General features: G+C 41.6%; 19 protein-coding genes and 1 pseudogene. 16 read left to right on the top strand and 4 right to left on the bottom strand.

The window, feature by feature from the left end:
- The first annotated feature begins 220 nt into the window (after window positions 1-220).
- From MKY34_RS16080 to MKY34_RS16070, 3 genes are all read left to right on the top strand, one after another.
- Window positions 221-1759, top strand: coding sequence for an AbgT family transporter (locus tag MKY34_RS16080; protein ID WP_342512136.1), 1539 nt, complete (start codon window positions 221-223; stop codon window positions 1757-1759).
- A 16-nt stretch (window positions 1760-1775) separates the two neighbouring features.
- Window positions 1776-2195, top strand: coding sequence for an OsmC family protein (locus MKY34_RS16075; protein ID WP_342512135.1), 420 nt, complete (start codon window positions 1776-1778; stop codon window positions 2193-2195).
- A 288-nt stretch (window positions 2196-2483) separates the two neighbouring features.
- A complete protein-coding gene (locus MKY34_RS16070; RefSeq protein WP_342512134.1) occupies window positions 2484-2762 on the top strand; it encodes a DUF2564 family protein in 279 nt (92 codons plus the stop codon).
- A 110-nt stretch (window positions 2763-2872) separates the two neighbouring features.
- On the opposite strand, the gene MKY34_RS16065 is transcribed toward MKY34_RS16070, so the two are convergent.
- Window positions 2873-3040, bottom strand: a complete 168-nt coding sequence (locus MKY34_RS16065; RefSeq protein ID WP_342512133.1) for a hypothetical protein — start codon at window positions 3038-3040, stop codon at window positions 2873-2875.
- A gap of 326 nt (window positions 3041-3366) precedes the next feature.
- Between MKY34_RS16065 and MKY34_RS16060 the strand changes: the two genes are divergently transcribed.
- The 5 genes from MKY34_RS16060 (at window position 3367) to MKY34_RS16040 (ending at window position 6589) form a co-directional block, all read left to right on the top strand.
- Window positions 3367-3720 carry a hypothetical protein gene (locus tag MKY34_RS16060; protein ID WP_342512132.1) on the top strand — a complete coding sequence of 118 codons (354 nt, stop codon included), beginning with the start codon at window positions 3367-3369 and terminating at the stop codon, window positions 3718-3720.
- Between the two features lie 351 nt (window positions 3721-4071).
- Window positions 4072-4638, top strand: coding sequence for a DUF4274 domain-containing protein (locus MKY34_RS16055; RefSeq protein ID WP_342512131.1), 567 nt, complete (start codon window positions 4072-4074; stop codon window positions 4636-4638).
- A gap of 23 nt (window positions 4639-4661) precedes the next feature.
- On the top strand, window positions 4662-5198 hold the full coding sequence (locus MKY34_RS16050; RefSeq protein ID WP_342512130.1) for an imm68 putative immunity domain-containing protein: 537 nt from the start codon (window positions 4662-4664) through the stop codon (window positions 5196-5198).
- Window positions 5191-5709, top strand: a complete 519-nt coding sequence (locus MKY34_RS16045) for a hypothetical protein (RefSeq protein WP_342512129.1) — start codon at window positions 5191-5193, stop codon at window positions 5707-5709. The genes MKY34_RS16050 and MKY34_RS16045 overlap by 8 nt, the downstream gene beginning before the upstream one ends.
- Before the next feature lie 157 nt (window positions 5710-5866).
- Window positions 5867-6589: a MerR family transcriptional regulator gene (locus MKY34_RS16040; RefSeq protein WP_342512128.1), complete on the top strand. Its 723-nt coding sequence runs from the start codon at window positions 5867-5869 to the stop codon at window positions 6587-6589.
- Between the two features lie 50 nt (window positions 6590-6639).
- Here MKY34_RS16040 and MKY34_RS16035 read toward each other — a convergent pair whose 3' ends face one another.
- Window positions 6640-7341, bottom strand: a complete 702-nt coding sequence (locus tag MKY34_RS16035) for a type II CAAX endopeptidase family protein (protein WP_342512127.1) — start codon at window positions 7339-7341, stop codon at window positions 6640-6642.
- Window positions 7342-7620: 279 nt separating this feature from the next.
- On the opposite strand from MKY34_RS16035, the gene MKY34_RS16030 reads away from it, so the two are divergent.
- From MKY34_RS16030 to MKY34_RS16000, 7 genes and pseudogenes are all read left to right on the top strand, one after another.
- Window positions 7621-7857: a CbrC family protein gene (locus MKY34_RS16030; RefSeq protein WP_342512126.1), complete on the top strand. Its 237-nt coding sequence runs from the start codon at window positions 7621-7623 to the stop codon at window positions 7855-7857.
- A 305-nt stretch (window positions 7858-8162) separates the two neighbouring features.
- Window positions 8163-9266 carry a hypothetical protein gene (locus MKY34_RS16025; protein WP_342512125.1) on the top strand — a complete coding sequence of 368 codons (1104 nt, stop codon included), beginning with the start codon at window positions 8163-8165 and terminating at the stop codon, window positions 9264-9266.
- Between the two features lie 24 nt (window positions 9267-9290).
- Entirely contained in the window at window positions 9291-10007 is a 717-nt protein-coding gene (locus tag MKY34_RS16020) for an Imm51 family immunity protein (protein WP_342512124.1), read from the top strand.
- A 48-nt stretch (window positions 10008-10055) separates the two neighbouring features.
- The gene (locus tag MKY34_RS16015) at window positions 10056-10889 is read left to right on the top strand and encodes a CbrC family protein (protein WP_342512123.1); all 834 of its coding nucleotides are present in this window, start codon (window positions 10056-10058) and stop codon (window positions 10887-10889) included.
- Between the two features lie 76 nt (window positions 10890-10965).
- Window positions 10966-11478, top strand: coding sequence for a DUF4303 domain-containing protein (locus tag MKY34_RS16010; RefSeq protein WP_342512122.1), 513 nt, complete (start codon window positions 10966-10968; stop codon window positions 11476-11478).
- 61 nt (window positions 11479-11539) lie between these two features.
- Window positions 11540-11722 carry a hypothetical protein gene (locus MKY34_RS16005; RefSeq protein WP_342512121.1) on the top strand — a complete coding sequence of 61 codons (183 nt, stop codon included), beginning with the start codon at window positions 11540-11542 and terminating at the stop codon, window positions 11720-11722.
- A 15-nt stretch (window positions 11723-11737) separates the two neighbouring features.
- A pseudogene (locus MKY34_RS16000) lies at window positions 11738-12385 on the top strand (YwqG family protein); the annotation flags it as partial.
- 303 nt (window positions 12386-12688) lie between these two features.
- On the opposite strand, the gene MKY34_RS15995 reads toward MKY34_RS16000, so the two are convergent.
- Both MKY34_RS15995 and MKY34_RS15990 read right to left on the bottom strand, forming a co-directional pair.
- Window positions 12689-13084: a VOC family protein gene (locus tag MKY34_RS15995; RefSeq protein ID WP_342512120.1), complete on the bottom strand. Its 396-nt coding sequence runs from the start codon at window positions 13082-13084 to the stop codon at window positions 12689-12691.
- A 119-nt stretch (window positions 13085-13203) separates the two neighbouring features.
- Window positions 13204-13683, bottom strand: coding sequence for a GyrI-like domain-containing protein (locus tag MKY34_RS15990; protein ID WP_342512119.1), 480 nt, complete (start codon window positions 13681-13683; stop codon window positions 13204-13206).
- Between the two features lie 110 nt (window positions 13684-13793).
- Here MKY34_RS15990 and MKY34_RS15985 point away from each other — a divergent pair, with 110 nt between their 5' ends.
- Window positions 13794-14756 carry an HTH domain-containing protein gene (locus MKY34_RS15985; protein WP_342512118.1) on the top strand — a complete coding sequence of 321 codons (963 nt, stop codon included), beginning with the start codon at window positions 13794-13796 and terminating at the stop codon, window positions 14754-14756.
- Window positions 14757-14776 lie beyond the last annotated feature (20 nt).

The following is a 14776-nucleotide window of genomic DNA, read 5'->3' as shown; positions in this document are numbered from 1 at the left end:
GTTAACACAGGAAGTACGTGACTCGCTTCATCATGTCCAACAAATTGGTAATAATGCAGCACATGATGCCCGGATGTTCCGTTACTCAGAAGTACTGGAGGTTTTAGGTCTGGGGTGATTTAGGTGATTGTAGGTAGTTGGCAGTAAATATCAGATTTTGTTTCCGATAAGTGTCGAGCGGGTATACTGATAACTACATTATTTACAAAGGAGGGACCGAATGGATCAATCAAAACCATCCAAGTCGGTTCGGCTATTGAATTTTATTGAGGAACAAGGAAATAAACTGCCACATCCGGTTACGATTTTTATGATTTTTACGTTAATTGTTATTGCTTTATCGCATATTTTCTATGTCATGGGGACGGGCGTCAGCTTTGAAGGGGTCAATCATGAAACAGGGCAAATTGAGATGCTGACGGTCAAGGCGGTCAGTTTGCTTGTGCCTGAAGGCATTGCCTATATGTTTTCAAATGTTGTCGCAAACTTTACTTCTTTCGTGGCACTTGGACCGGTACTTGTAGCTATGCTTGGGGTTGGAGTTGCGGAGAAAAGCGGATATATCAGTGCGTTAATGACAAATACGGTGACAAAAGCACCTAAGAAATTTGTGACACCGATTGTCGTGCTGATGGGGGTATTGTCCAACGTTGCTGCTTCTGTTGGGTATGTTGTGCTTGTACCACTTGGCGCTATCATCTTTTTAGGGTTTAAACGGCACCCGTTGGCGGGTTTGTCTGCCGCGTTTGCCGGTGTTGCGGGAGGCTATTCGGCTAACCTGTTTTTGGGGACGAACGATCCGTTGCTAAGCGGAATTACAACAGAGGCGTCACATATATTGGATGTCGGGTATGTTGTGAACCCAACCGATAACTGGTTCTTTATGTTCGTTTCGACCTTCCTCATCGTCATTATCGGAACGCTTGTGACGGATAAACTCATCGAGCCCAAATTGGGGACATACGTACCAAGCGAACCGATGGAACATCAAAACCAAATCTCCGCTTTGGAGAAAAAAGGGCTGTTCTGGGCGAATCTTTCCATTCTCCTTACCGTTATTGTAATCGCACTCCTTATTCTCCCGGAAAACGGGATTTTGAGAGGCGAGGGTGGCAGCATTATCAAGTCGCCATTTATGAGCAGTATTATTTTCATCATGATGCTAGTCTTTTTAGTGCCAGGTGTCGTCTATGGATTCGTGACGAAGTCGGTCAAAAATGATAAAGATGTCGCCAATTTAATGACAGCTTCATTAGAAACAATGTCAGGATTCATTGTATTAATCTTTTTCGCTGCACAATTTGTAGCGTTATTCAATTATACGAATTTAGGGACCATCATTGCGGTGAAAGGGGCCGATTTTTTACAGGCCATTCATCTTGATGGTGCACCATTACTTGTGGCGCTGATTTTTATTACGACTATTATTAACTTATTTATCGCTGCGGATTCAGCGAAATGGGCGATTATGGCGCCTGTTTTTGTGCCGATGTTCATGCAGATGGGCATTGCGCCAGAAGTGACTCAAGTGGCGTATCGGGTAGGAGATTCTGCGACGAATATCATTTCACCGCTGATGCCATTCTTTCCGCTTGTGGTAGCTTTTGCACAGCGCTATGGCAAAGAAAATGGCGTGGGGACAGTGATATCACTCATGTTGCCCTATTCGATTATCATCCTCATTAGCTGGACATTCTTCTTTATCATTTGGTATGTACTCGGTATTCCGGTCGGTCCGGGAACTAATTTGAACTACTAAGAAAGGGTGGATAGTTATGCAAGTAATGACAACATGGACAGGCGGACGTGCTTTTACTGCAGTCGGCGATTCAGGATATGACATTAATATGGATGCGACAGAACTATATGGAGGCCTAGGGAAGGGCGCTACACCTACCGAAATGCTACTTGGTGCCGTAGCGGGGTGTATTGGAATCGATGTGACGATGATTTTAAGACCTCATCTAGAAAAGATTAGCAAAATCGAAATTGTCACGGATGGAACAAGAAAGGAAGAACCTCCTAAAGGTTTTATAGCGATTGAGGTGACATTTCTGATTGAGGGGGATATCGACAGTAAGAAAGTGTGGCGGGCTATTCGTCTTGGGAAAGAGAAATATTGTTCAGTGTCGGATTCTTTAAAAGCGGATGTGCAATTTAAGTTGGTGTTGAATGGGGAAGAGCAGGAAGAGTAAGGCTACCTGTATGAGGGATGCTTTCCACGGGCATGGCTTCATCCTCCTCGTTGAGGGGCTTTTCCTGTAGAGTCGCCGTCTGCAGTACCAAGCCTGTATAGCAATCGAAAAAAATAACAAGAACAGATTTTAGTGTTGAGTTTAAAAAGGTGTCACTTTATGTTAGTAATTACAGAAAAATTACATGCAATCGGATTTAAAAGCTTCATCCCGTGCATATTTTCAGGATAATTTACAATACTAAGGCCGCTGGAACTTATCTTATTTGCAGGAAGGGAAGAGGTATAAATGGCTAAGGACTCAGATATAAGTTGGAAAAAGGATCATCCGAGTGCTTTTTTCAGCAATTCCGTACAAAAGGCAAATCGTGCGGTAAAGCAAGCGATGTCGCATCCGGAAGAGATGGCAGTTGAGCATGCGTTCAATGCAATATCACGTGCGGAAAAGGCATATATAAATGCAGAACAACATAATGAGCATATGGATGCGGTTCCGCAAAACAAAGAACAGTTAGACTTGATGAAGCAGCAATTGAACGAAGTCCAAGGAATTGTAAAAAAACAGTAATATGGCCCCCCGTAGGTTTTTCCTTAAAGCCTATGGGGGTATTTTTTCTAATCGATATTTATAAATAGCCAAATTGAAGACGTACGTTAAATAAGTAAAGAACAGAAAAATTAATGATTCCGCCGCTCCTTTTTCACCGACAAAATCTCCACTTCCGCTCCGTATTTCCCTCTAATTACTTTTCTAGCACCGACGGGGGTTCTTGCAGTGACTTGCTTGATTTGCTTTGTTCCGTCGAGTTCCATTTCCACAAGGAAGCATTTAGATCCGCATATCATATGAAGTCCTCATTTCAAAGTTCGATATCCTTCATCTCCACACATTTACTATAAGCTAATGCTACTTTAGTACGCAAGGAAAGCTATGTATTTTTAGATGATACAGGGGGGAGACAGAATTATTAAAACTGAAGGCGTAACAATTATTTAACAAAATCAACTTCAAAACTTGGATAAATAGGGAATTATTTGTGTTAGAATTAGATGGAAAAGAAAGTTTTATATTATTGTGGAAAGTCACACAAGTTATCATTTCTGAATCCGGAGATTTATTGCCGAATGGCGGGTTTTTAAACCATACATAAATAAAAGGAGAGCGATAGAATATGGGTGTTTCGATTTATTACACTTGTGAGAGAGCGCAAAAGCTTACTAGTAGTGAAGAGCAGGCAATAACAACAATTATTGATCAATACAATGCAGAATTTACGTTAAAAGACGTTGGAGAAACCTTCTATATCTATGATTTTGATGAGACCGAACCGACTGTGATTTTTTCAGGTTCAACGAAGCTCCCCCTTTCTGATGACTTTGAAGATACACTGGACGCATTATTGTATTGGCTCGCCTGCTTAACAGAGATTAGAAGGAGTATTGCAGATGGGGATTGGCGTGTGCATCTAGATGATACCGATGCCATTTGGGATGAAGAATCTGGTTGGGAAATGCCAGTGAATTAGTATACTTGTACATCGTCAGCAATGCAAGGAGAGGTAGCAAGGATAGGTAAACATGAGCTGTGACTTGATGGTATTTGATTTATCACAAGCCCCAAAGGAACAGGCAGAATTCCTTGCGTGTTATCAGCAACAAACGGAGTGGGCTGAGGATCAGGTCTGTAATGATTTTACCGATTTTCCGAACGAGAAAGCCAACTTCTTTAGAGGTGGGATGAAAGTGAGGTCGAAACAGATGAGAGGTCAATGTTTCGACTTTTTTGTATGGTGAGCAACTATATTTCTTGAAGTGGAAACGTATGTTCTGTATAATTGGATTATTAGGACAACTAGAAAGGAGGAGGAAATGAGCGAATGATTAGTGAACAACGGGAAAATGAATTGGCGAGCATGATGCAATGGGCGATATGCGCTGGAGATGATTATTATTTTGAAATGGCTCAGGACCAGTTTGATAAAAGTATGAAGGGGCATGAGGGAGAGGGGTTTTATCACGCTTATGTGCGCCAGCGAAAAGTGGGTTTTGAGTCATTTAAAAATGAGATTGCTGAGCAAATGGCGGCGATTGATGATGCAGAAGAGTTACATAGTTTGCTTGTAGACTACAATTATGATGATGGTGCTTGGGCGATCGAACAAGTACTGATGCACCCACATTGCGATATCGCGACTGCTCGGATGGTCTATTGGCTTATGGAACCAAGCTATTATTATGAAGAGTTCGGTGGACTGGAGCAGACACCCGAAGATTCTGTGAACCGTACGGATGCAGAGCTATTGGCGAAAATCGAAGAAAAAGCAGGTGCCGGACTATTTCAAAGCGGGCTGCAGGTGGCCGAAGATGAGGATTTTGCACCAAAGCGTGATGACACGCCCCCGTATCATCAAATTCCAACAGTGCTTTGGAAGCCAGCGTCATAAACAAGTAGAGAAGAGAGCAGGGAATGGAAATGGGTCTGTATATTGAGCGATGGTGGAACAAATATGTTGGCGGAACCGATGATACATGTAGTTTGATTGACTACTTGACTGATAGGGGATTTCGGCATGGTATGCCAGTAGAAATCCAGTTGAAAACGATTCTGCAAGACTTTCAATTAACGGCTACGCGAGAAATGGAAGATATACGTCAAACAACAGATGTTTATTATGCTTTTGGGGAAGGGTTTCGGCTTGATATCCACTGTGCCATTAATTTGTTGATGGATGTGGCGGCGATTTTATTGGAATGTCAGAAGAATGGACAGATTCGTGTGATGGATTTGGATAATACTCATAAGGAAGAGGCGGCGATTATAACTATAAAGGCGGAACAGGAAGATGTAATGTTGCTGAAAAACTGGATGGCTGATTTTATCCAACAGCCTCTACGTTATGACTTGGCGGAGTTTTGTTCGGAAGAGGAGATGCGGGAAATTGCTACCCAGTGTCAAGCAATCGTAGCTGAACTAACCATTGGTGAGGAGAGGCGTTATGAATAAACAACAGGAAATCGCTACATTTTTACACGAGCCAACAGAAGAAGCATTGGACAAGCTCTGGGAAGAGGATGAGTTACTTGTCTGGATTGATTGGCGGGAATATGAAGAGGATTTAATCGATTACTTTAATGACCACTTATCTGAAACTACTAAGATTGTTTGTGAAGTAAAAGAAATTGATAAGCCAAGGGGAGTCGATATTGTGCTGACATCGAAAGAAAAAAGCATGACCATCCCTTTCGCTGATGATAAGACGGACAGAGACAGTGCGATTCGGGCGATGCAGGAGATGATTGCGCCGCATCATCAGATTCGTTGGTTTATGGAGTCTTTAGGTGGAGATACATTGGCATTCGTACTGTTGTCGGCTGAACAATGGGACGAGTTGGAGCAACAGTTTGGCAAGAAAAAAGTACAGTTTTATTTTCAAGTGATCACCAATGATAGTGTGATGTTTGACATGGACATGGAAGAACTGAATGCGAAAATGCAAGCGAGAGATCAGAGCTAGGGCGAGCAATGTTGGAGGAGGAAGAGGAACGATGATGAAATCTACAAGTGTCGTCTGTCAAGGGAAATCGCAGTAGTGAAAAAAGTACCTATTATGATGTGGTGCCTTTCCGAAAAGAAAAAGGGGAATATTCACTGCCAAATCGGAGGTATGTATGATGTATTTATCAACAGGAGAATTATCGAAACGTCTGAACGTGTCTGTTAGAACGCTGAGGTATTATGATCAGGTTGGTCTTGTCCAACCTTCCAAAAAAGAGGAAGGAGGTAAACGTTTTTATTCAGAGCAAGATATTGTAGCACTTGAAAAAATACTGCTTTTAAAATCACTATCACTCTCTCTTGAAGATTGTAAAAAAATTGTAACGGAAAAATCCATTACATCTATCTTATTGGCACATAAATCTTTATTGGAAGAACAAGCAGATAACGTACAAAAATCGATTCAACACACAACTTCCTTATTAAATGTTTTGAAATTGGAAGGATCTATCAATTGGGAAGACCTGCTTGCTTTAGTCGTCAACCAAGAAAATGAACGTGATTGGCAACAATATTTCACGGAAGATGAAAAACAACGATTGATAGAGCAACTTCCCAAGCTTGAAAAGGACAATTCAACGACAAAAAAATGGATGAATCTAATCAAACGGATTGAAATGTGCATGGATAAGGAACTATCTCCACAATCGAAAGAAATGCAGCTCATCATGGATGATATGAACATCCTATCAGAAGAAACATTCCAGGGAGACCAACAATTGATGGATAAGTTCTGGGAAGTTCGAAAATCCGAAAAAGCATCAGAGGATTTAAGACTCTATCCAATTCAACCCGCCATCCTCGAATTTATCGAGCAGGCTCTCCAAGTCGAGGAATGAGTAAACACCGCTGCAATTGCAAGCGGTGTTTGAATCCAGCGACTTTTTATTCATGAAAAGGTAGTGAGTATAAGAGCAATTCCATTAAAGGTGCCATGAATAATGATGCCTGGAATCACAGAACCCGTCTTTTCGTAGGTCCAAGAAAAGACTAATCCAGATACAAAGGTAACTGGTAGGACGTTATATGTTGGAAGATGTACAATCATGAAAATGAAAGAACTAACGAGCATTCCAATAGTAATTCCAAGCTTACTTCTCAACAATCTATAAAGAAACCCCCGATAAAATATCTCTTCGTATAGGGGGGAAATGATACTTGCTGATACAAAAGCAATTAGGAAATTTACAGGTGTTATGTGAGATTGGATACTCTCCGTTTTACTATTCTCAACACCTATCCCCACTAGAGCCATAGCCAAGACTAACAAAATACTAACGATAATTAAAACAACTGTCCAGCCAGCAATCGGCCCCCAATAATTCAGAGGGAAATGATTTAGACCTACATCATGCCAAGAGAGCCGTTTGGGTTTTAACGCGATTAAATAAAGTCCCGACATAAAAATGATAGACATAATAAAACCAACCAAAGTACCAGCATACAAGTCATTTTGAAATAACCCTGACAAGTAATTCATCAATAAATACTCAACGAAAAAAGGGACTAAAACTAATACGAGAACAAGAAGTTGGATAAATTCCTTCCATGACCATGGCGACTGATTAAAAAATAATTCACGATTGTTCAAGACGATACCTCCAAATACATAAATAGTATGTATATAGAATAAATGGTGACGTAGCGTAACCTGCAAGTACTTTTAACAGAAATGATAAAAATACTTTGTTTGAACAAGCTACACTGATTGTAAATAAACGAATTTCAGTCGTTGTTTTTTCAAAGTACCTGGATAATTGCTGTAAAAAAGAAACTTCATTGATTTTATGACATAAGAAGTCGATGGTTGAATTGTTTGTAAAGGTAGAAGCAAGGGATAAAGAGCGTTCATAGAGCAAGGAGGATAAAGATGAACGACGATGAAATCTACTTCAAGTATAGTCCCAATATAAGAGATATTGATGTGCTTGAAGCGGGAGATGGGATTTGTAATTGTTGTGAAGAGTCGGTTAGCCTCTATTATCCTACGATGTATTGCGTAGCGGATATTCATTGTCTTTGCCTATCCTGCATTGCGAGTGGGGCGGCGGCAGCGAAATTTGAGGGTAGAATTTATACAAGATGCGGAAATGGACAAGGTTTCTGATCCAGAGAAACATAAGGAATTGCTTGAACGAACACCCGGCTATGTCAGCTGACAAGGGGAATACTGGCTTGCTTGTTGTGATGATTTTTGTGCCTATCTTGGTGATGTCGGGACGGCAGAGCTGGAAGCGATGGGGATTGCGGATGAGGTCGTTGCTGACTATGAGGCGCGTGACGAATACGCTGATATAGGAGAGTATTTAGTGAAAGTGGGCTCGATGGCAGGCTATCTATTTCGGTGCCTGCATTGTCAAAAACATCATTTATGGGTTGATGCGGATTAATATAATAGAGGGGGATATAAGAATGAATCATCATTGTGATCATTGTGGCACGTCGATTGGTTTTAAAGGGATCTGTTGGAAGTGCCAGTCGGAGCAAGATAGAAACGAAGTATTGGCATGGACAAAAGAGCAGATTGCTAGCAAAATCCAACAGCTGATTGCGCATGTGGATCGATTAGAGGACTGGGATACGGATGAATATGAAATGTGCTGTAATTTGTTGGAAGTCCATGGAATGTATCCGCCAGCGTTACAGCGAGTGGCAGTGGAAGCAAAGGTTTTTTCGTTGGAACGGCTTTATTACCAAGCACCGGCAGATGTACGTGATAGGCTCATCATATCGCTAGTGGAGGCAACAGATCCACGTGAGGCGAGTGAGCTGATGTGTTGTCTAGCGATGCAAGGGGATGACCAGGCACTGGAAACGTTATTGGAGCTTGAGCGGAATCCTCAACCATGGCGTGCACAATTATACGCCAATCCATCTGTCTATGCCCAAGTGGCAGGTTGGACATTTGACCAAGAGGGCAATCGTCGTGAGTTGAACTATGCTACTTGCTATGCAATGGAAAAGAGCGATAACAGGGCAGACACAGCAGCTACTATTGGACGATTACGTGAGGATAGCTGTCCGCATTGTGGCTGCCCATTAGTCGATATGCTCATGTTGGATGGACGGGACGAACGGTTACAGTTTCTCGGGATTGACGGGATTTTCACCGCAACGTGTTGCCCAAATTGCTGTTGTTATTCGGAAGCCGTCTTCAGTCGATTTACGCGGGATGGCGGTAGTACACCGGTCTTTCCTTATAATGAATTGATAGATGATCTGGAAAATTATATCGAAGAAGATACGTTAAAAGCGCTATGTTCAAATTCCTATAGACTAGAAAAAACGCCCGTACCCCTTTTTTATGGTGCAGGGAGTGAGGATCTCAATACGATTGGCGGTTTTGCTTCTTGGGTGCAGGATGCGCAATACATCACTTGTCCAGATTGCAGCCAGCCGATGAAATATGTAGCACAAATTCAATGGGATACCGTCATGGAATATAGCGAAGGAACGCTGTATATCGAAGTGTGCCCGGATTGCTCAATCGCGTCCATGCACCATCAACAAACATAAGTGAGATGAAAGGGAGTGGAGTTTGTGAACAAGGAACAATTGAAGAATTTGGATATGTGGTTTAATGAGGAGCAGCATGAGTTGATTATTCAAGAACTGACAAAAACGGCTCTTGACAAGTTGGAGTATGAACTTACAGGCCACTTGGCACGTGCTTATAATAATGTTGGGCAATATGGCAAGGCGATTATCTTACTGTCGGGTGTACGGGACGAAGGAGAAACGGATTCACTCTGGCACTATCGATTAGGCTATGCCTATTATTATGCTGGCAGAGAGGAAGAAGCGCTCCGATATTTTGAGAATGCTTATCGACTAGATCCAACGGACGAGCAAGCTAAAATGTTTATACAGTCGATTGGAGATATCCTTGGAGAGAATCAGGGAATGCAGAATACGGTTGTAGACGAAGAAGCACTGTTGCCTTTCAGATGGGTTGCCCATGCTAGTTCAGTGTCGTTGATATTGAATGCGGGAAGCTATAAAAATGAGGTTTTTGCCGGGCGGATTGATGAAGGGTTTGAAGGTAATGGGTATGACTGGGGCTCTTTGGCCGCCGTATTTATAGACGAAGTCATGCCGGATTTGGAAGGACGAGTTCATTTTGATCCAGAGGCAGATATGTTCTGTGCTTATTCGGAGGATGGCGAGTCACTGAAACAATTTGCGCTGGGGTTTAAGGCTGCGTGCGAAGATGATGTGTTAATACGGGATTTGTTTTCGCGGTCAGAGTTGGATTAAGAGGAGATTTTATTAATTTTTAAATCGTAGTCAAGAGGTGGAAAAGAAATGCCGGAAAATCTTATTGCGCAATGGCAAGGGCAAAGAAAGACGTTTGACGCAAAGAATGCCAAAGCCATTAACGCCATGCATAAGCTTAGGGAGCAAGTTCAAAAAGCGGAGCCAACAGAGGTAAATTTGCGCATGCTCGTCGAGATTTTCTGCATGCTGCAAATGTATGATGAGGCCTATAAAATTTTTACATCCGTCATGGATTTACGCAATAAAAAGGATCAGAAAAAATACGGTGCGATTAAATATTGGATTGACAATCCACAAAATGTAAAGCCATTATTGCCACGCGTTATTCAGGAGGCATCAGAGCTGAAAACCCCATTACCGACATTTAAATATATGCCAAACCCATTGCAATCGAATATTTTTGAAACGGGTGAACGGGTTGTTTGCGATTGCTGTGAGCAGGAAGTGGACATTTATTATACAGGCGGGATTTATGCGGTGGAGGAAGTGGAATATCTTTGTCCAAGCTGTATTCATAGTGGACTAGCTGCCGAAAAATTTGACGGAGAGTTTCAACAAGATTTACTAAATCCAGAGCTTGTTAAAAGTGAGCACTATACAGATGAAGTGCTGCATCGAACACCTGGCTATATTAGTTGGCAGGGCAATAATTGGGTAGCTCATTGTACGGATTATTGCGCATTCATTGGTTATGTTGGCTGGGATGAACTCGTTGAAATGGGGGTCACAGAAGAAATAGAACATGAGGACTATACAAACGAAGAATTAGCTTTTAGCCTACGCAATAATGGCTCACATCAAGGCTATCTATTTCAATGCTTAGAATGTAAGCAGTACGTTCTTTATTCCGACTTTGATTAAAGCTAGGATACATTCGTGAGGAAGAAAGATAAAAAATCCTGATTCATATTTTGACAATACGAGGAGTGATGTATAGATGAAACAGAAAATCAAATTAGCTGTACATGAAGCCTATACAGCTATGTACGAGACTTTAAAGGACGAACAAATATATGCAGTTGTACTCGTGACAGACAGTGATTGTGGTAGCCTCTATTTAACAATGGGAACGGAAAAATCACTTCTGCAAATCGGAGAAAATTATCAGGACGATCCAGAAAACTTTCGCTTTTTAAAAGATGAATTTTTACATGAAAGTGATACGGACCTGATTCGAAAAATGAGCCATGAGCTATTTGATAGAGTAGATCATGCAGATAACGCATTAGATGCTGATGAACAATATGCAGCACATATAGTGGAAATCCATGAGGCCATGAGCGATGCAATGTACGAATTAAAACAAGAGGGCATTATTGATGAAAATATTTTTGCACTTATTTCAGTAACGGATGATGAGGACGAAGAAAGGTTGGAAATTACATCAGCCAAACGCTGTAATCCAAATCATCCATTGCTCCCTGCCTTTTTGCTTAACTGGCGGCAATAATTCTAAGGAGTTACAATACTGTAATTATGAGAGTGTGAATGGGAATAGGGGGGCTATGGATATGGAAAAATTACGCACAGCATTACATAGTTTTGGGCTTGAAGAAGCCGCGGAGCAAATTTTACAATTCGCTAAACGTTCAATTCGCGCGATAGCGACACCAACTGCGGATGAAGACATTCGAATGGGACATTCTAAAATTGGGGGAGTGCCTGATACACCGACAGATTTTGTCTGGCCATAAACAAAGACTGGGCAACCGCTCTATTTTCTTTGCCAGCTAAATTTGGCGGAGGTGAAGCCTTTTGATTCGAATCATATCCTGCCTACAGAGGGGCTATTATCCTTTTTCTATGATGCTGTGGAGCAGCCTTGGGGTTATGATCCAAATGATGAAGATGGCTTTCATGTTTTCTATTTCACGCAAGCGGTTTTTCAGCGTACGGAACAACCCTCAACTCTAAAGGAGTCTATTGATAGCGCGGTACTGTCCTTTAAAAACGAATGGACATTGCCGTCATGGGGATCGCCCGATGGTCAAAAACTCATAGACCTTTTAACGGAAAAACAGGCAGATGCTTACGATGACTTCTTATGGAGAGATGAAACAGAAAACACGGCACATCGCATTCATGGATATCCTAATACGATTCAATGAGATATGTACTTGCAATGCGAGTTAGTGACGAACGGCTTGTATTGTGGCGATTCTACAGGCTACGAACATCCTTTGTGCAAGGAGCTAGAACCTAACGTACAAGATTGGCAACTGCTTCTACAGCTTGATTCCGAAGAGAATCTCGGCTATATGTGGGGCGACAGTGGTAAACTCTATTTCTGGATTCGCGAGCAAGACTGTAAAAATAAAGCTTTTGATAAAGTATGGGCCATTTTGCAATGTTATTGAGACTACTAAACTTGCCGCAGTATATAGGTTGATTTTGAGCAGATGAAAGAAACCATTTTACTGGAGTGTAATATGGATCGGGTTGAGTATGGCTCCTAGTCAAGCACAGGTTTCGGGAAAGAGCTATATTTCTTCCAGGATATGTAGTTGACTATCATGATCGTTTAATGAATAATTAGCTGCCTATCTCTTTTATAATAAATGCTTATCACTCGTCATTAAAACTTCTGTTAAGTGCCGACTAGGGGAAAAGGACGGACACAGAAATCAGAATCGATTTCTGTGTCCACCCTCTTTTTAACCCTATTTGGCATTGTCATCTGGTTGATGGATTCCAAAAATATTGCCTTCTGAGTCTAGATAATATCCTTGCCACGCCATGCCGGGAAGGGGATGTTTAGGCTTGGCGACGGTACCGCCATTCGCTAAAATCTTCTCTTCCGTTACGTCGTAATTTTCCACACCCATTGTACAAGCAAATCCATTTAAAGCTTGTCCTACTTCGGGTGGTGCACTTTGTCGTTGCATCAAGGCTCCGTTGATTCCAAGTTCTTTGTCATCACCTGTAACGGCACCGAAATAAGGCATTCCCGCATAATCACTCCAATCTTGAAATGACCATCCAAATACTTCACCATAAAACTGTTTTGCTCGCTCCATATCATCTACGTGAATTTCGAAATGAATTAATCGTCCCATGGAGTCCTCCTATTTACGTTTAGAGTATTGTGGTTATTCATTCTGTAAAATCATCATACAATTATTAATCATATTAGAAAGCAAACTTTTGGCGCACTGGACGCTGCATAATCGATTTCTTACTTCCTCACAACAGGAATCCACATTTCACCAAAAACGAAGCCGTTTCGTTCTCCCATTTCAACCGTTGTATTCGGCCCGCCAACATAGGCAACATCCGTTGCTTCTGGCAAGACTTGACCAAAAGCGATCCCCGTTAACATGTTACTCAATTCCTCAGCCGTTTTTGCTTCGCCTTTCACGATTACATATTCACCCTTCGGAAATTGGATGACTCTGGACGCTTCCGGTAATGTTTCATTTGTCATGACACCGGCATAATGCATCATCTTATTATTTACCGCTTCATTCACCGCAAAAATGTTGTCATTTGTCGCAACGGCTTTTAAACGGTCAAGTGTTCCGTCTTGGTTTACGGATTGCCAAAAGTCAGCCTTTTCCTGTGTTATGCCCGCAAAGTCTGTGTAATCGCTCTTCAGTTCAGTCCCAAACCCTAAAACCGTAAAGCCATCTTTTTCTTCGATTGTATAATCTGCCATATTTAAAACCTTCCTTTTTCAAAAATTAATCAAATGAATTGTCTTTTCACTCGATGGGTTTATAATAACGATAAAACGTGTCAAAAAATGAACCTGTTTAGGAGGTCCCGATGAAAAAAGTTGAACGTATTAATGTCATCATGCGGTATATCAACAATCGTGCCCACTTCACAATTTCTGAAATCATGCAGGAATTTACCGTTTCTCGTTCAACCGCCATTCGGGATATCCGAGAAATTGAATCGATGGGAATGCCCCTTGTCGCTGAAGTCGGAAGGGCTGGCGGTTATTTTGTCATGAACAATTCGGTTCTCCCAGCCGTTCGCTTTACTGATACCGAGGTCAAAGCGCTTTTTATCGCTTTTATGGCCACAAGAAATAACCAACTCCCTTATTTACAGAGTCGCCAATCGTTAGCTGAAAAATTACTAGGACTCATCTCTGAAAACCAACAAGATGACCTTGTACTGTTAAATCAACTCCTGCTTTTTGAAGGAACCAATCCTGCGAATCCTGACCTACTGGATTTGTCAGACCTTCCACATCCCATGTTAGAAAAACTTATTCAACTCCTTCTAATGGATCGCCATTTATTGATTACCGTGAATGAAGGGAAGGATGTAAAGTGTTATCAAATTTATCTCTTGCATTTGTACCATGAAAAAGGTTTTTGGTTCATTGAAGGCTTTGATGTAAAGGGTGAACAGAGGCGGATTTTTCCTGTAGACCATCTTGCTGATGTCCAACTAGATCCTGTGAAAAAACGATTGAATAAGAAAAGGATAGTAGAACAACTGAGTAAGCAGGAAGAAGCAATCAATTTGGTCATTGAACTTGGTCCACAGGCGATTGCCCAGTTCAAAAAGCACCATCCATTAACCGTTTCCATTTCCTATACGAATCCTTTTCAAACGACCGCCATCCTAAAGACGTTTATCAATGTGCAGCATCCCGAAGAATTGAGCGAAATCACAAATTGGCTCCTTTTCTTAGGCGAGGATATCAAGGTCAAGGAAATGCCAGAACAAGTAGTGGAAGGTTTACAAAAGAGACTATCTTTATTCTTCCCATAAGCAGTGGGGCTTAAAACGAT

Origin of the sequence: Sporosarcina sp. FSL K6-1522 (genome assembly GCF_038622445.1) — a bacterium.
GTDB lineage: Bacteria > Bacillota > Bacilli > Bacillales_A > Planococcaceae > Sporosarcina.
Note: the sequence above shows the minus strand (reverse complement) of the source record. Positions and strands in the feature narration are given on the sequence as shown.